The sequence below is a fragment of the Epilithonimonas lactis genome, assembly GCF_900110605.1.
Classification (GTDB): Bacteria; Bacteroidota; Bacteroidia; order Flavobacteriales; family Weeksellaceae; genus Epilithonimonas; species Epilithonimonas lactis.
On record NZ_FOFI01000002.1, the window covers coordinates 810,259 to 827,052 of the forward strand.

Annotated in this window: 20 protein-coding genes; 12 read left to right on the forward strand and 8 right to left on the reverse strand. The window is 38.2% G+C overall.

The window, feature by feature from the left end:
- Positions 1 to 54: 54 nt before the first annotated feature.
- Positions 55 to 984 carry a ferric siderophore ABC transporter substrate-binding protein gene (locus tag BMW39_RS08990; RefSeq protein ID WP_245750470.1) on the reverse strand — a complete coding sequence of 310 codons (930 nt, stop codon included), beginning with the start codon at positions 982 to 984 and terminating at the stop codon, positions 55 to 57.
- A 72-nt stretch (positions 985 to 1,056) separates the two neighbouring features.
- Positions 1,057 to 1,515: a hypothetical protein gene (locus BMW39_RS08995; protein ID WP_034973958.1), complete on the reverse strand. Its 459-nt coding sequence runs from the start codon at positions 1,513 to 1,515 to the stop codon at positions 1,057 to 1,059.
- Between the two features lie 221 nt (positions 1,516 to 1,736).
- Between BMW39_RS08995 and BMW39_RS09000 the strand changes: the two genes are divergently transcribed.
- From BMW39_RS09000 to BMW39_RS09010, 3 genes are read left to right on the forward strand one after another with little or no spacing between them, the layout of a single operon-like run.
- Positions 1,737 to 3,536: a DUF885 domain-containing protein gene (locus BMW39_RS09000; protein ID WP_034973960.1), complete on the forward strand. Its 1,800-nt coding sequence runs from the start codon at positions 1,737 to 1,739 to the stop codon at positions 3,534 to 3,536.
- A gap of 7 nt (positions 3,537 to 3,543) precedes the next feature.
- Entirely contained in the window at positions 3,544 to 4,140 is a 597-nt protein-coding gene (locus BMW39_RS09005; RefSeq protein ID WP_034973961.1) for an HPP family protein, read from the forward strand.
- 6 nt (positions 4,141 to 4,146) lie between these two features.
- A complete protein-coding gene (locus tag BMW39_RS09010; protein WP_034973963.1) occupies positions 4,147 to 4,593 on the forward strand; it encodes a DinB family protein in 447 nt (148 codons plus the stop codon).
- Here the strand turns inward: BMW39_RS09010 and nth are convergent, their stop codons facing one another.
- Positions 4,594 to 5,214, reverse strand: coding sequence for an endonuclease III (nth, locus tag BMW39_RS09015; protein ID WP_034973965.1), 621 nt, complete (start codon positions 5,212 to 5,214; stop codon positions 4,594 to 4,596).
- A gap of 189 nt (positions 5,215 to 5,403) precedes the next feature.
- On the opposite strand from nth, the gene bcp reads away from it, so the two are divergent.
- Entirely contained in the window at positions 5,404 to 5,850 is a 447-nt protein-coding gene (gene bcp / locus BMW39_RS09020; RefSeq protein ID WP_034973966.1) for a thioredoxin-dependent thiol peroxidase, read from the forward strand.
- Positions 5,851 to 5,860: 10 nt separating this feature from the next.
- Positions 5,861 to 6,133 carry a hypothetical protein gene (locus tag BMW39_RS09025; protein ID WP_034973967.1) on the forward strand — a complete coding sequence of 91 codons (273 nt, stop codon included), beginning with the start codon at positions 5,861 to 5,863 and terminating at the stop codon, positions 6,131 to 6,133.
- Positions 6,134 to 6,138: 5 nt separating this feature from the next.
- Here the strand turns inward: BMW39_RS09025 and BMW39_RS09030 are convergent, their stop codons facing one another.
- The 5 genes from BMW39_RS09030 to BMW39_RS09050 all read right to left on the reverse strand — a co-directional run bounded on the left by BMW39_RS09030 (position 6,139) and on the right by BMW39_RS09050 (position 11,064).
- A complete protein-coding gene (locus tag BMW39_RS09030) occupies positions 6,139 to 6,606 on the reverse strand; it encodes a GyrI-like domain-containing protein (protein ID WP_034973968.1) in 468 nt (155 codons plus the stop codon).
- Entirely contained in the window at positions 6,606 to 7,118 is a 513-nt protein-coding gene (locus BMW39_RS09035) for a GNAT family N-acetyltransferase (RefSeq protein ID WP_034973970.1), read from the reverse strand. Before BMW39_RS09035 ends, BMW39_RS09030 begins: the two co-directional genes overlap by 1 nt.
- Before the next feature lie 38 nt (positions 7,119 to 7,156).
- Positions 7,157 to 7,660 (reverse strand): GNAT family N-acetyltransferase, encoded by a 504-nt coding sequence (locus tag BMW39_RS09040; RefSeq protein WP_034974324.1) that lies wholly within the window; start codon positions 7,658 to 7,660, stop codon positions 7,157 to 7,159.
- Between the two features lie 96 nt (positions 7,661 to 7,756).
- Positions 7,757 to 8,827 (reverse strand): calcium:proton antiporter, encoded by a 1,071-nt coding sequence (locus BMW39_RS09045; RefSeq protein ID WP_034973971.1) that lies wholly within the window; start codon positions 8,825 to 8,827, stop codon positions 7,757 to 7,759.
- Between the two features lie 104 nt (positions 8,828 to 8,931).
- Positions 8,932 to 11,064: a S46 family peptidase gene (locus BMW39_RS09050; RefSeq protein WP_034973972.1), complete on the reverse strand. Its 2,133-nt coding sequence runs from the start codon at positions 11,062 to 11,064 to the stop codon at positions 8,932 to 8,934.
- 90 nt (positions 11,065 to 11,154) lie between these two features.
- Here BMW39_RS09050 and BMW39_RS09055 point away from each other — a divergent pair, with 90 nt between their 5' ends.
- The 7 genes from BMW39_RS09055 to BMW39_RS09085 all read left to right on the forward strand — a co-directional run bounded on the left by BMW39_RS09055 (position 11,155) and on the right by BMW39_RS09085 (position 16,794).
- The gene (locus BMW39_RS09055) at positions 11,155 to 11,595 is read left to right on the forward strand and encodes an META domain-containing protein (RefSeq protein ID WP_034974326.1); all 441 of its coding nucleotides are present in this window, start codon (positions 11,155 to 11,157) and stop codon (positions 11,593 to 11,595) included.
- Between the two features lie 171 nt (positions 11,596 to 11,766).
- A complete protein-coding gene (locus BMW39_RS09060; RefSeq protein WP_034973974.1) occupies positions 11,767 to 12,177 on the forward strand; it encodes an OsmC family peroxiredoxin in 411 nt (136 codons plus the stop codon).
- A 111-nt stretch (positions 12,178 to 12,288) separates the two neighbouring features.
- Entirely contained in the window at positions 12,289 to 13,509 is a 1,221-nt protein-coding gene (hflX, locus tag BMW39_RS09065; RefSeq protein ID WP_034973975.1) for a GTPase HflX, read from the forward strand.
- A complete protein-coding gene (locus BMW39_RS09070) occupies positions 13,502 to 14,131 on the forward strand; it encodes a DUF4919 domain-containing protein (RefSeq protein ID WP_034973977.1) in 630 nt (209 codons plus the stop codon). Before hflX ends, BMW39_RS09070 begins: the two co-directional genes overlap by 8 nt.
- Before the next feature lie 33 nt (positions 14,132 to 14,164).
- Positions 14,165 to 15,436 carry a cation:proton antiporter gene (locus BMW39_RS09075; protein WP_034973978.1) on the forward strand — a complete coding sequence of 424 codons (1,272 nt, stop codon included), beginning with the start codon at positions 14,165 to 14,167 and terminating at the stop codon, positions 15,434 to 15,436.
- Between the two features lie 11 nt (positions 15,437 to 15,447).
- A complete protein-coding gene (locus BMW39_RS09080; protein WP_034973980.1) occupies positions 15,448 to 16,077 on the forward strand; it encodes a chloramphenicol acetyltransferase in 630 nt (209 codons plus the stop codon).
- On the forward strand, positions 16,078 to 16,794 hold the full coding sequence (locus tag BMW39_RS09085; RefSeq protein WP_034973981.1) for a DNA alkylation repair protein: 717 nt from the start codon (positions 16,078 to 16,080) through the stop codon (positions 16,792 to 16,794). It begins immediately after the preceding gene.

Below are 16,794 nucleotides of genomic sequence, written 5' to 3' on the forward strand. Positions count from 1 at the left end.
ATTAATCCCGATAGATTGTTGAAAATTTTAAGTAAAGATGATTACCAAAAGTCCTTAGAAAACAATTTTGTAAGTTCCTTTGGATGATACCGATGAAGCTTCTGCTTTCACATATTGCTTCACCCAACTTACCGCCGTGCTCGCAACACAAGGGTCAGAAACCCCGCTGAGCCGTTTTGCAGAAGTGACTTTCCCAGATTTGTCCACCGTATAGGAAATGCTGATGCTTCCGCTGGCCTGGCAATCGTGGTTTGGTTGCGCACCACCTCTACCCATTGTTCCTGGGATGAATCCGACTAATTTTCTATCAACGCCGACCAGACTCGTTCCGTCGCCATCGCCGCCAAGTGGGTCGCCATAGTTTCCAGGACCGGTTCCGTTGCCTTGTGAGCCGGATTTTGTGCCTCTTCCTTTCAGAAGATTACCGATGGCTGCGTTTCCACGGCCGTCTCCGGTTGCATTTTCTTTTTTGATATCACCTTTGGAGCTGGTTTTTCCAGGCGTTGTTTTTGTAGAATTGGCAACTGCGGTAGAATTGGTTTTCTCGTTTGATTTCTTGTTCGCGACTGGTGGATTTTTGGTTCTGGTCGGAATTGGAACTGTATTTTCTGGAATGTCTTTGTCGACTTTTTCTTTAGAAACTTTTGCAACTTCCGCTACCACTTCTTTTTCCTCTTTCTTTTCTACGATGGGCGCAGGACTTCCTTCTTCCTCTTTTGGCTCTTCCACACCTTTGCCGTTTCTGTTGTCACCATAGTTAATGCGCATTTCGGTCAAGTCTACAGGAATGATGGTTTCACTATTGACCGCCGTTTTTTTATCTGATTTGATGAAAGAAGCCGGAAGAAAAAATAAAACCGAGAAAATGAAAACGCCGACCACCAAAGCTTTGGTAAGCGTAAACTCATAGTGCTTGCGGTACTCGTAGGCGCCATAAGCCTTATGTCGGTCTTCGAAAATAATATCATCCAGGTCCTGATACATAGGAAAAGCTTGTTTGCGTTATAAATTAATTTTATAACGATTCGTAAATATAAATATTATTTCCTGAAAAAATTAGTCGTCAACTTCTATCTCGTCCGGACGGAAGTGGCATTTCAATTTGAAAGGGATTGGATTTTCGGAGCCTGTGTAGAAATCGGTGATGTTTCCAGTCCAGCAAAGTTGGAGGTCACCCGTTTCGTTTTTATCAAATTTGAGTTCGTTCTCGAATAGGAAAGCATCCTCGTCATCAAAAAGATCAACTTCAGTAAAGATCTCATCTTCGGTGTCTTCTACAATAAAAGTTTGTCCTTCCAATTCAGAAGTTGTTATCGGGAACTCTATGATATCTAATGACAGTTGAGGGAAATTGTACTGCAAAGAGTCGTCGTCAACGTGATCCAAAGCGTCATCTGTGATGATCTCTACTTCAAGAAAATTTTGAGCATTAATATAAACAGACTTGCAATAAGTATTCTTGATAAAATACTTCAGAGTTTCCTCTGGGTGGTAGATCTTTAGTATTCCTTTCATTATAAGGATAATAAATTATGAAATGATTTTTTTTAATAGTGTTGAACAAAGATAAAAAATAGAATGAATGTGAAAAATTTTTGTCACTTATTTTTAGTAATAATCATTGAAATTAATAAAAATTTTGATATTGTATTAATATGGATCTTCGACCCTCAAAATAAACAGGGTGAAATTTTCTGATCATAAAATATTATCTTTACAAGGCTTAAAAATTTATAATGAGACTTATTTATAAGATATTAGCTTTTTCTGTGCTTGCCTTCTCTGTGATTTCCTGCAAAAAGGAAGACTCGCCGATGGTAAAAAATTCAGGATTCGAATCCAACCTGGATACGATTGCTGCCAACTATTACGAGGAATATCTTAAACTTTATCCTCTGGAAGCGACTTCGCAAGGCGACGAAAGATACAATGACCTTTTGCCAAACAATCTGAGTCAGGAATTTATCAAAAACGAGATTGCTTTTTACGACTCGATTCAAAATCAATTGAAGTCTGTGGATTACAACAATTTGGACAATGACCAAAAAGTGGTTTTCGATGTTTTGGAATACACGCTGATTGATAAACAGGAGCGCTACGCTTATCATCCGGAATATATTCCTTTCACCCAGTTTGGCGGATTGCCTTTGGATTTTCCGATGTTGGGAAGTGGAAGTGGGATTCAACCTTTTAAAACTGAAAAAGATTATGATAATTGGCTCAAGAGAATCGAACTTTTTCCAGTCTGGATGGATTCTGCTATTGAAAACTTCCGAGCTGGGATGAAGAGTGGTATCGTCCTACCAAAATCATTGGTCATCAAAATGGTTCCTCAAATGAAAGCCGAGGAAATCACAACTTTCGACATCGAGAAAAATATCTTCTACGGCCCCATCAAAAATATGCCGAAGGATTTCAAACCTGTAACTTCAAATAAGTATGCTAAGCTTTATCAGGACGCCATTAAAAATAAACTAATTCCGACTTACCTCAAAATGGCGACATTTCTCGAAAAAGAATATCTGCCAAAAGCAAGAATGACCGATGGTTACAACGCTTTGCCAAATGGCGCCAATATTTATAATTACTATGTAAAAAGCTGGACGACAACGAATAAAACGCCAGACGAAATCCACAAAACAGGACTTTCAGAAGTGGAAAGACTTCGTGCTGAGATGGAAAAAGTGAAAAATCAAGTTGGCTTCAAAGGTTCTTTGGAAGAGTTCCTTAATTATGTGAAGACCGACCCGAAAGCAATGCCTTACAAAACTTCGAAAGAGGTTCTAGCAGGATTCCAATCCATCCTCGATAAGATCACACCGAAGCTGAAAACGATGTTCAATGTCACACCGAAAACGCCTTTCGAAATTCGTCAAACAGAAAAATATAGAGAAGCGAGTGCCAGCGCAGAATATATCCAAGGAAGTCCGGATGGCAAACGTCCGGGGATTTTTTACACACCGATTCCTGATCCGACAAAATTCAATGTCACTTCCGGGATGGAATCTCTGTTTCTTCACGAAGCCATTCCAGGTCATCATTATCAAATTTCCCTTCAACAGGAAAATCTGAAATTGCCTAAATTTTTGAGATTCGGTTGGATTGGTGCATACGGCGAAGGCTGGGCTTTGTATTGCGAATCGCTCGGACCAGAATTCGGGCTTTATACTGACCCATATCAAAAAATGGGTTCTTTGAGTGACGAAATGTTGCGCGCCGTTCGTCTCGTAATCGATACTGGAATTCACACCGGACAAATGTCTCGCGAAGAAGCCATCAAATATTTTCTAAGCAATGTCGCTTACGACGAAGCTGGTGCAACGGCAGAAGTGGAGCGTTATATGGCAATGCCTGGACAAGCTTTGAGCTACAAAACCGGCGCAATGAAAATCCGAGAGTTGAGAGAAAAATATAAATCAGAATTAGGAAAGAAATTCAACATCGCAGATTTTCACGATGAAGTGTTGAGTCAAGGTTGCCTTCCGCTGCAGGTTTTGGAACGTAAAATGAATCTTTGGGCAAAGGATGTAAAGTAAGAATTAGATGAAGAAACAAATCAGAAAAGGATTTAGGCAAACCAAGTATATTTTTTACCAGGAAACTTTAGTCGATTTCAAAGACCACTTTTGGTCGTTTCTCGGCGCTTTTTTCGGAATTGGAATTATCGCTTTACTACAGTCACAACAGATTTCTGAAATTGAAAATGTCTTTCTAATAGGTTCTTTCGGCGCATCGAGTGTTTTGATTTATGGTGCGGTGAATAGTCCATTGGCACAACCAAGAAATTTAATTGGCGGACACGTTTTGTCAGCTTTGGTCGGCGTTACAGTTTTTAAATTTTTACCAGAAATTCTCTGGCTGAATGCTTCTATCGCAGTGGCGTTTTCAATCGTCGTAATGCAAATCACAAAAACAATGCATCCACCAGGTGGCGCAACGGCTTTGATTGCGGTGCTTCCAGCACAGAAGATTCAGGATTTGGGATATTGGTACGCGTTGTCGCCGGTTTTGAGTGGCGCTGTTATCTTGCTGATTGTCGCTTTGATTTTCAATAATATTCCAAAAGGGAGAAAATATCCGCATCACGTTCGGCAATCCAAATATGTTCATATGAGACGAATGCTGAAAAAGAAAAACTAAAAGTTTATGACAATCGAAATTTTAAAATCGCTCTACAATCGGGATTTAAACAAACTGAAAGTCGAAATCGAATCTTATCAAAACGAAGAATCACTTTGGAAGATTGATAAGAATATTTCCAATTCCGGCGGAAACCTTTGCCTTCATTTGCTCGGAAATCTCAATACTTACATCGGCGCAGAACTTTGTAAAACTGGTTATGTAAGACAGCGTGATTTGGAATTTTCATTGAAGGACATTCCGAAAACTGAACTTCTGAAAAAGCTTGAGACTCTGATAGAAATCGTCAATTCAACATTGGAAAAATTTTCCGATGATGATTTGAAAAAGGATTATCCAACGGAACCATTAGGCTACAAAATGACAACCGAATATTTCTTAATCCATTTGCTTTCGCATTTGAATTATCATCTTGGTCAAATCAATTATCACCGAAGATTACTGGATATTTAATTATTTCTCAAACAGCATTTTCGTGATAAAATCCTTCTCCTGATTTCCTCTCGCCTGAGAATATTCCCGTCCGTAGAAGATGATTTGAAGGTGCAATTTGTTCCAAACATTTTCCTTCCAAAGGCTTTTCGCGTCGCGTTCCGTTTCGACCACATTTTTTCCTTCGGTCAGTTTCCATTGCTTCATCAACCGGTGAATGTGCGTATCAACGGGAAAAGCCGGGAATCCAAACGCCTGACTCATCACCACAGAAGCCGTTTTGTGACCAACGCCAGCCAATTCTTCCAACGCTTCGAAAGTTTGAGGAACGACTGAATTGTGTTTTTCAACCAAAACTTCCGCCATCTTTTTCAGGTTCTTCGCTTTGGAATTTGAAAGTCCGATTTCCTTGATGAGTTCTTTAATTTCTTCGACACTCAGTTGTGCCATTTTCTCCGGCGTATCGGCCACCGCAAAAAGCCGAGGCGTGACCTGATTCACTTTTTTGTCGGTCGTTTGAGCAGAAAGAGCGACCGCAACCATCAGCGTGTAAGCGTCTTTGTGGTCCAGCGGAATCGGAACTTCTGGATATAACTTTTCTAATTCTTCCTGAACAATCTTCGCCCTTTGTTTTTTCGTCATTTTTCTTTAGTAATTTTTATGGCAGCTTTATCCGCCTTCCACTCCCAATCTTTTTGCCCAATCTTTTCCAGCCGCAAAAAGGATTTCCGTTCAAGTCGGGCTGCGGATTTCGACATTTATTCAACATTTCACATCAAATCCACGATGCAAAATCTAAGAATGAATTATTTTTGTGTAAAAATAGAAATTATGTTGAAGCTTGGCGATTCTTTACCAGAATTTATCGGAACAAATCAAAATGGAGAACAAATCGATTCTCAGAATTTCAAAGGCAAAAAACTCGTGGTCTTCTTTTATCCAAAAGCCAGCACGCCAGGTTGTACTTCGGAAGCTTGCAATCTACGAGACAATTATTCGGTTTTGAAACAGAAAGGTTTTCAGTTGATTGGCGTAAGTGCAGATTCTGAAAAACGTCAGAAAAATTTCTCTGATAAATATGAATTACCATTTGACATCATTGCCGATGAAAACCACGATGTCATCAACAAATTCGGAGTTTGGCAGTTGAAGAAGTTTATGGGTAGGGAATTTATGGGAATCGTGCGAACGACTTTTGTTTTTGATGAAAATGGAATTTGCATCCAAGTCATTGATAAAGTCAAAACGAAAGACCACGCAGCGCAGATTTTGGAATAAGTTTAATTTTATGGATAATGTTTCATTAATAATTGAGAGCTTTAATGATTGGGGAAAACCTTGGACTTTCTATGAATTTGTAATGACTAATTCCCAAATCTCTGAAAAAGAGAAAGATGAATTTTCGAATATTTATAAAGATGCTTCGGAATTCGAATTGTGGAATTTTTCAAATTTATCTGAAGGCATAAAAAACTCAACTTTTTTTTTAAAGACAAATACTCAACTTAGTAATGAAGCCATAAAGCGAATTGTAAATGCAATAGCTTATGAGTGGAAATAAAAGATTTATTTTATCGGAATCCAAATTTCCTCTTCGGCGAATTCACTTGAAGGATTATAATCATCTCCAAAAATCTCAAAATGTGGTCTGTCATCAACCTCAAATTGATTTTCTGGAATGAAAGTCTGGAAAATATAACTGAAAATTTCCTGTCCGTTTTCAGACTTTCCTGTGTAATTAAAAACGAGATATTTTCCTTTTTCTAATTCAAAAGTTTCGAAAGCATTAGGAATATTATCAAAATCAGAAACTTCGGCAAGTGCGTATTTTGTGAATGTTTGATTCGGCGTAAAATTCTCGGGATAGATTTGAAGCGAAAATAATCTGTCAGAAATCCGATTGGCAATTTCATTCCTTCGCATCATAAATTGTCTCCAGACCATCGGCGTTTTGTCTTCCTGAAAAGAAGTGATGATGCTGAAACCAATCAATTTTTTAGCTTCGATGATTTCGATTCTGTGATTTCGATTCATTACATAGTCAATTCATAAAGATTCAAATCCTCAGTGTCATTAGGAATTCTCACGACTTCTTTGAATTTTAAACCTAATTTTTCAATTAATTTGATTGATGAAAAATTCTCCGGCAAAGTAATTGCGCTGACTTTTTTAATGTCAAATTCATTGATTCCAATGTCCATTATTTTTTTTGCGGCTTCATAAGCGTAACCTTTTCCTTCGTATTCTTCCAAAAAGGCAAAACCAATATCAACGCCATCGATTCCTTCACGGTCGTACAAACCAACGGTTCCGATTTTTTCATTGTTGGATTTCAGAATCACCACTGCATTTCCAAAACCTAATCTTTCGATTTGAGGAAGATTCTTTTCGCGCACATATCTCTGTGCATCTTCCAGATTGTGGACATTTCGGTCGCCGATATTTTTCAGCCATTTTTCCGTGTTGAGTAATTTCAAAAGGAATTCGGCATCGTCGATATCAACAAGTTTGATGATGAGGCGTTCGGTTTCGTAAGTTTTTGACATTAGTTTAAATCTTATTTAATTAAAATTTAATCAGTAAATTAATTTTCATAATATCTCAATTCCTCATTGTCATCAGGAAAAATCACATATTTTTTGAATTGAAGTCCGAGTCTTTCTATTAATCTTTGGGAAGAAATATTCTCGTCAGAAGTCATTGCCGAAAGTTTTTCTATTCCGAATTCCGTCTTGACAATTTCCATCAGATTGATAGCGGATTCATAAGCGTAACCTTTGCCTTCGAAATCTGGGAAGAAAGAAAAACCAATGTCTGGAACATCAATTCCTTCTCGTACGAAAACGCCGACTGCACCGATTTTTTCATTCAGTTCTTTGTGAATGACGACGTAATTTCCAAAACCTAATTTTTCGATTTGGGGAAGAAATCTGTTTGAGATATAATTTTCTGCATCTTCTTTTGTTCGAAGATTTCTGTCGCCAATATGTTTAATGAAAGAAGGTAGATTGTATAATTCCAAAAAGAAGTCTGCGTCTTCTAAATCTGCAGGTTTAAGAATTAATCTTTCTGTTTCGTAATTTTTCATTTGAGGTAGCAATGTTTTTGTCAGATGCAATCGCGGAATTCTAAACGAAATTACCTTCTCGATTCTTTGCGATTTCATTAATCAAAAATAAAAAAATTATGGAACGATAACAGTAAATATGTACGCCAAAAGATTCACCAATAGCACAACGCCGTAAAGAATGTTCGTTTTTCCACGGCTTAATGACAGCATCACAGTGTAAAGTGACAAGGCCAAAAGAACCATCGATTTGATATCCAATCCTAAGAGCAACGGCATTTCATAAATAATTGAAACTACGGCAACACAAGGAATCGTCAATCCGATACTCGCAATTGCGGAACCTAGAGCTAAATTCAAACTTGTCTGGAATTGGTTTCTTCTTGCGGCTTTTATTGCGGCCATTCCTTCTGGTAAAAGCACGACTGCTGCGATGATGACACCAACTAAGGCTTGTGGCGCGCCTAGATTGTGAACTACGCTTTCAATGGTAGGAGACAAGGCTTTTGCCATTACCACAACGACACCTAGACAAATAAGTAGGAAGACCAAACTCATCGTGCTTTCTGTATTGGTTGGTGGTTCGGCGTGTGGCTCGTCGTCGTTTTCGGGAAGGAAGTAATTCCTGTGTCGCACGGTTTGTACCATTAAAAATGTACTGTAAATCACCAACGAGGCCACAGAAAAGAAAATCAATTGCGCTTGGCTGAAGGTTGCTGATAGTTCTGTTGTGGTGTAATTTGGTAAAATCAAAGTCATTACGACAATGGCTACCAAACTTATCAAGGCCATATTTCCGGATGTTCTGGCGAAAAATTGTTCTTTGAATTTGAGTCCGCCAACTAAGAGACAAGCGCCGAGAATCCCGTTCAGAATTAACATTACGGCTGCGAAAACGGTGTCTCTGGCCAATGTGCTGGTTTCTTTCCCGCCAGCAACCATTAATGAAACTATCAATCCAACTTCCAGAACTGTAATAGCAATTGCCAGGATAATCGTTCCGAAAGGTTCGCCCACTTTATGCGCTACAACTTCGGCGTGATGTACGGCGGCCAGAACGGAACTTATCAGAAGCAAGCTTCCTAAAGTTGCGAGCCACGCATTGTCATCAACAATACCAAAAAAATAGTAGGCGAGGGATAATAAGGGGAAAATGAAGGACCAGTGAAGTAAAGTCTTTAAACTCATAAAAAATGATTTCTCTAATTTACAAAAAAATAATTTAGTGATTATTCATTTTACCCAACAAAAAAGCCACCAAAATTGGTGGCTTGTGAATATTTGATGTAAAATTATTTTACCAAAGTCAGCTCGCTAATCAATCGAGTTGCGCCAGCATATTTGTCGATTACCCAAAGTACGTAACGAACATCCACGTTGATTGTTCTTTGTAAATTTGGTTCGAAAACGATGTCGCCACTCAAAGCTTCACTGTTTCCATCGAAGGCAAGACCTAGCAAATTCCCGTTTCCGTCGATGATTGGAGAACCAGAGTTTCCACCTGTAATATCATTGTTTGACAAGAAATTGATTGGCATAAATCCTTGTTTGTCTGCATACTGACCGTAGTCTTTTTTCTTAGCAAGGTCAAGGACTTTTTTCGGAAGGTCAAATTCCTCATCGCCTTTTTTATATTTGGCAACCATTCCGTTGATGTCGGTGTAGTAGTTTTCTTTGATGCCTTTGTAGTTTCTGTCAGACCTTGTAGGAAGCGTTTGTACAGTTCCGTAAGTCAGTCTCATTGTAGAGTTGGCGTCTGGATAGAATACTTTTTCCGGCTGTGCTTTTCTAAGTCCGTCTAAGAAAAGTCTGCTGTTTTTAGCAAAGTTCTCATCGATTTTAGCATATTTTTCAGTGCCTAATTTTTGGTCTTCAACCACGCCGTTTACGAATTGTCTTAATTTATCTGCGTCAATTTTCAGTCTGTCTGGATTCGCAATGAAAGCCAAAGCTGATTTTTTATTAGCAAAAACAGATTCGTAAGCCAAAGTTGAAAGGTTGTTCACATCCGCAGCCAAAATAGTTGGAGAAGCAAATTCCTTAGACACTTTCGCTTTGTAAAGAGAAGTCAGTTTCACCAACATATCACCTTCCACATTGTCGTGGAAACCATCGTAAGCTTTTTCTACTGCCTCAAGAACTTTTGCCTTCATTGCTGTTTTCCCAGCTTCGTCCTGGTCAGCATAAGTTTTGAAAAGACTACCCAACTGATAAGTCGTTGCGATGTAGTGTGCGTTTCTCTGTAAAATAGAAGCGTAGTTACGCTCTACATTTCTCCCTGAAATCTGCTGATAATAAGCCTTGATTTCTGGTAAAACGGCATAATAAGTTTGCTCGTTCGGAGATTGAGCGGCCCATTGCGTGTAGATTTGTTCTGTCTTTTGTTTTTCAGAGATTGTTCCGTTTTTGATGACAGCGTCAATCGTTCCCTGTCTATTTTTCCAATAATTGGCAACACTGGCGTACTGGGAAGCATAATCCAACTGAGTCGTTTTATCCTTGTCCATATACTTCTTCATCACATCCATCGCCACTTTGGAGGCTTCTACCCAAGCTGGATAATCTTTATTCACCATTTGCTCGATTCCGAAAGAGGTCAAGTAACGGTTTGTTCTTCCAGGATATCCAAGAATCATTGTGAAATCTCCAGGTTTATAACCTTTAAGAGAAACTGGCAAGAAGTGTTTTGGTTTCAATGGAACGTTAGCTTCAGAATATTCTGCTGGATTTCCATTGGCATCACCGTAAGCACGGAAAACTGTGAAATCAGCTGTGTGTCTTGGCCATTCCCAGTTGTCGGTATCGCCACCAAATTTCCCAAGAGAGGACGGTGGTGCACCAACTAATCTGATATCTTTATAATCTTGATACACGAAATAATAAAATTCATTCCCGTTGAAGAAATCTCTTACGACAACGGTGTATTTTCCGTTCTCAGAGTTTTCTGTCTGGATAGCTTTTGATTCTGCATCGATTACTGCTTTTCTGTCAGCAGCAGACATATTGTTGTTCAGTTTTGCATTGATTCTTGCAGAAACGTCATCCATTCTCACAAGAAATCTCACGTAAAGACCTTTCGCATTGAATTCTTCATTCGGTTTCATTGCCCAGAATCCATTTTTCAAATAATCTTTTTCAGGCGTAGAAGCTGCAGCAACAGCATCGTAACCACAGTGGTGATTGGTAAAAATCAAACCTTGGCTGGAAACCATCTCGCCTGTACAGAAACCGCCGAAACTGACGATGGCATCTTTAAGACTGGAGTTATTCACAGAATAGATTTCTTCCGGAGTCAGGTGCAGACCTTCTTTCTGCATATCCACGCCGTTCAGACGTTTCACAAGCATCAGAAGCCACATTCCTTCATCTGCTCTCATTTGCGCAAAGCTCAATAAAAAAGTCAGCGCCAAAAATATTTTTTTCATAATAGAAATTTATTTTAATGGGGCTAATTTACTCATTATTTTAAATCTAATGGTATGAATTTGGATAAGAGATTAGGCAAAGTTCAAAGTATGAAATTTCTACAGTCAATCGGTATTTTATCTTTAATATTACTTCTTACAGTTTCTTGTAAATCATCAAAAAATTCGATGTCAGGAATGCAAAATCTTCACAAAAAATGGATGCTCGTTGAGTATAAAGATTTTACTAAGGAGGAATTGGTAAAACTGGAAGCCAATATTGATTTGACCAAAAATGAAGAATCGCCGAATCGTTACACCGCAAAAATGGGTTGCAACGGATTGTTTTTCACGGCAGATTTCAACAACGGAAAAGCGAAATTCTCAGGCGTTGGTTCTACAATGATGTATTGTGACGGGCGAATGAAATTGGAAGAAGCATTTGGAAAAGCCTTACCAAATATGACAGAGTACAAAATCGAAGGACATTTCTTAACTTTATCCAATGCAAACGGTGATACAATGAAATTTGTTGAGCAGGATTGGGATTAAGCAATAATTGATGAATGATAATTGATGAATGATTTCATTTGCGACTTAAAACATTGAATCTTAAAAAAAGTAACGCCTTTGCGTTAATATATTAATACAATCAAACCAAAATAAAAAATTATGAAATCTTAGATTCCATATGACCATTAAAAACAATTAAAAAATTTACATATGAAAAGAAGTGCAAAAGCAGTCTGGAAAGGCACAGTTAAAGAAGGTAGCGGAGTTTTAACCACTCAAAGTACAACACTTAATGAAACTCAGTATTCATTCAAAAGCAGATTTGAAGACGGCGTTGGAACCAATCCGGAAGAATTATTGGCAGCAGCTCACGCAGGTTGTTTCACGATGAAAACTTCAGCATTGTTGTCAGAAGCTGGTTACAATCCGGAAACATTGGAAACCGATTGCAAAATCAGTTTGGTGGATGGAAAAGTGACTTTGTCTGAATTAACACTCAACGCAAAAATCCCTGGAATTTCTGAAGAAGATTTCCAAAAAATTGCAGCGGAAGCGAAAGAAACTTGCCCTATCAGCGTCGCATTCAGTTTCGAAAAAACATTGACTGCAACTTTAGCTTAATTTGAAAAATCAACTTTCAAATTTGAAATAGAAAATAAAAAACCAAAGTTCATCTTTGGTTTTTTTGTCGAAAAATAGTATCTTGTCAGAATCAGAAATTTAATTTTATAAATGATAGAAAATAAAGAACATCAGTATGAAAAAGCGGTTTTGGTTGGTCTAATAACCCAAAATCAAAGCGAAGATAAACTGATAGAATATATGGACGAACTGGAGTTTCTGGCTTTTACAGCTGGCGCTACTGTTGATAAACGTTTTACCCAAAGACTGACTCAGCCAGATTCTAAAACCTTCGTTGGTAAAGGGAAAATGGAGGAAATCCGTGATTATATAAAAGAGCAAAAAATTGGAACGGTCATTTTTGATGACGAATTGTCGCCTTCCCAATTGAAGAATCTGGAGCGTGAGATGGAAGTCAAAGTTCTGGACAGAACCAATCTGATTCTCGATATTTTTGCCCAAAGAGCTCAGACTTCATACGCAAGAACGCAGGTGGAATTGGCTCAATATCAATATCTTTTGCCAAGATTGAGCAGGATGTGGTCTCACTTAGATAAGCAAAAAGGGGGAATCGGAATGCGTGGACCTGGAGAAACGGAAATCGAAACCGATAGAAGGATTATCCGTGACCGAATCACATTGTTGAAAGACAAATTGAAGGTCATTGACAAGCAAATGGGAACGCAACGAAACAACCGTGGAAAAATGGTTCGTACAGCGCTCGTTGGTTACACGAATGTTGGAAAATCGACTTTGATGAACGCCTTGTCAAAATCTGATGTTTTCGCGGAGAATAAATTGTTTGCAACGCTTGACACAACGGTTCGAAAAGTCGTAATTGGAAATCTTCCTTTCCTTTTGACGGACACGGTTGGATTCATCAGAAAGTTGCCGACACAGTTGGTAGAAAGTTTTAAATCGACCTTGGATGAGGTTCGTGAAGCGGATTTGCTGATTCACGTTGTTGATATTTCTCACGAAAGTTTCGAAGACCATATCAATTCTGTGAACGAAATTCTTCAGGAAATCGATGCGCATCAGAAACCGATGATTATGGTTTTCAACAAAATCGATGATTTCAGTTATGAGAAAAAGGACGAAGATGATTTGATGCCTGGTTCTCACAAAAATATCTCGTTGGAAGAATGGAAAAAAACCTGGATGGCAAAATCCAAATTCCCAACCGTTTTCATTTCAGCTTTGACGAAGGAAAATTTCCCTGAGATGAAAAAAATGATTTACGATGAGGTTCACAGGATTCATATTTCCCGTTTTCCTTACAACGATTTGCTGTTCGAATATTTTGAGGACGAAGAAGAAGTCAATGAATAGAATCTTTTTATTTTTCTTTTTGATGATGGCGACTTTTGGGTTTTCTCAGAAGTCAAAAATCAATTTGGATAATATCAAGAAAGAAATTGCGGACAACGAATCGGAGTTTTACTATCAAAAAATGCTTTTCAAATACAAAGGTTTACCAAAATCCATAGACAGCGTGGAAGCTCAGCATTTGTACTACGGCAGGACTTTCTTAGAAAAAACAGTTTCAACAAGCGATGACGAATTCAAAAAATTATTGAAGGATTTCAACAAAAAGAATTATCCGGAAGCCATCGCAAAGACCAGAGATTTGCTAGCAAAAGACCCGACCAATCTGGATTTGCTGATGATAATGCTGCAATGTTATGATAAACTGCAGGATGTGAAAAACTTCAGTTACTATCTCAGTCAGTTCAAATTGCTGACGAGCGCCATCTTAGATTCTGGCGATGGAAAGTCGGAAGATTCTGCCTTTGTTGTCAATTCAGTTGGCGACGAATATATTTTAATCAATGTCATCCAGATTCCCAGACAAGCCTCCAGGTCGTCCAAACCTGCAACTGGCGGAATGTTTGACATTTGGGAAAACAACAATACAAAAACCTACATCAAAGTCATTTATAACGACTTCTAACGGAGTCTAAATTTAGATAAAACAAAAATATTAATGGAGTTATATTACTCATTCTCAGTCCTAATCGTTTTAGCATCTTTATTTGCTTACATCAATCACAGAATTCTAAAATTGCCAAGCGCAATTGGAATTATGGTCATCGCTATTGTCGTTTCTGTCACTTTGGTTGCGTCTGGCGATAATTTTTTACCAAAGACCACCAGCCATTTGACCGAACTAATCAACAATTTTGATTTCACCGAAGTTCTGATGGGCGCAATGCTTAACTTCCTGCTTTTCGCTGGCGGAATCCACATTAACATCAAAGATTTAAAAGAACAATTCGGTCCAGTCGTGATATTTTCGACGGTCGGCGTGATTATTTCCACGTTTGCTGTCGCTTTTGGCGCTTATTATCTGTTGCCTTTCGCGGGCGTTCAGATTCCGTTTATTTACTGTTTGGTTTTCGGTGCATTGATTTCCCCGACCGACCCAGTGGCAGTTCTAAGTATTTTGAAGCAGGCCAATGTTTCGAAATCTTTGGAGACCAAAGTGGCCGGAGAATCGCTATTTAATGATGGTATGGCGGTCGTGGTTTTCACGGTCGTTCTACAATTGGCCATCGGAAAAGAAATCGATTTGAATGTCGAAAGCATCGGCTTGCTACTTCTTCGTGAAGCTGGTGGAGGATTGCTTTTAGGTGTTCTTCTTGGATTATCCGCTTCCAGAGCGATGCGAATGGTGGATGATTATATTATTTCCGTATTAATCACATTATCAGTGGTTATGGGCGGTTACTTGATTGCTCACGAGATGCATATTTCTGCACCTTTAGCAATGGTTGCAGCCGGATTATTTATGGGAAATTTCAGCGAGAGTTTCAAAATGAAATCCGAAACGCAGGATTATTTGATTAAATTCTGGGAATTGATTGATGAAATTATGAACGCTGTTCTGTTCCTGTTTATTGGTTTTGAATTATTGTTAATCAAGGACTTAAATGAGTATTTGGTTGCTGGTGGAATTTGTATTTTAATCGTTTTATTGGCGCGTTGGGTTGCAATTTTTGTTCCCACGAAGTTTATGTCATTGAGATATCGTTTCAGTCCGCAAACTGTCAAAGTTCTCGTTTGGGGCGGAATTCGTGGTGGTGTTTCCATTGCTTTGGCTTTGTCGATTCCTCAGAATGAATACAATAAAATCATCATTAGTATAACTTATTGTGTCGTTGTGTTTTCAATTGTAGTTCAAGGGCTTACGATTGGTAAAGTAGCCAATCCGAATAAGATTGCAGTAGAGGAAAAAATTTTAGAAGACGTCAAGTAATTATTTAAAAAATGAAAGTTATAGACATCGAAAACTGGAAGAGAAAAGAGCACTTTCAATTCTTTTCCGGAATGAAAATTCCCTATTTTGGAATCGTAACCGAAGTTGATTGTACTGAAACGTTTCAGTTGGCTAAAGATAACAAAGAATCCTTTTTTGCACATTATCTTCACAAATCAATGAAAGCCGTCAACTCAATTGAAGAATTTGGTTATCGAATTGTAGATGATGAAGTTATAGCCTTCGATGTTGTACACGTTGGTTCCACGATTGGACGAAATGACGGAACGTTTGGCTTTTCTTATTTTGAATATTCTGATGATTTTGAAATCTTTAACCAGAATTTGCAAAAGGAAATTGATGAGGTTCAAAATTCAACGGGTTTAAGGATTAAAAACGAATCGCTTCCGCCCAATCATATCCGACATTCCACGATGCCTTGGACGAATTTTACAGGTTTACTTCATCCGACAGATTTCGACCCAAAAGAATCGATTCCTAAAATTGTGTTCGGAAAATTCTCTGAGAAAAATGGCCGGAAAATGTTGCCGATTTCTATCGAAGCACATCACGGTTTGATGGATGGTTTTCATCTTGCGAAGTATCTGGAAGCGTTTCAGAAGGAATTAAATTTAGGATAAATGTCATTGTTAAAAGAAGTTAAACAAGCTTTATCAGATTTATCGATTCCTGAAAATGTAGAAATTTTGCAAAAATTCTTCAAAACGGGAAAAGGAGAATATGCTGAAGGTGATTTGTTCATCGGTGTGCGAGTTCCTGACCAACGAAAAGTCGCAAAGGAATTCTATAACAAAATTTCTCTTGAAGAATTAAGCGAACTTTTGTCATCCAAATATCACGAACATCGTTTGACAGCCTTGCTGATGTTAATTCTGAAATTTGAAAAGTCAAAAGAAAAATCTCAGCAAAAAGAAATCATCGATTTTTATCTGAATCATCTCGATTTTATTAATAATTGGGATTTGGTGGATACATCTTGTTATAAGATTTTGGGTCGGTATTGTTTTGAAAATCAAGAAGAAAAGCTGTTAATCGATTTGTCGAATTCTGATAAAATGTGGGAAAAACGAATCGCGATTGTTGGGACGATGCATTACATCAAGAAAGGAAATTTCGAACTCACGAAAGAATTTGTTGAGCGAAATCTACATCATCCACACGATTTGATGCACAAAGCCAATGGCTGGCTTCTCCGCGAAATGGGAAATAAAAATGAACAAGGATTGTTGGATTTCCTCAACCTGCATTACAAAGAAATGCCAAGAACTTGCCTGCGATACGCGATTGAAAAACTGGATGAAAGTTTGCGTCAGGATTATTTGAAAGGAAGGATTTGA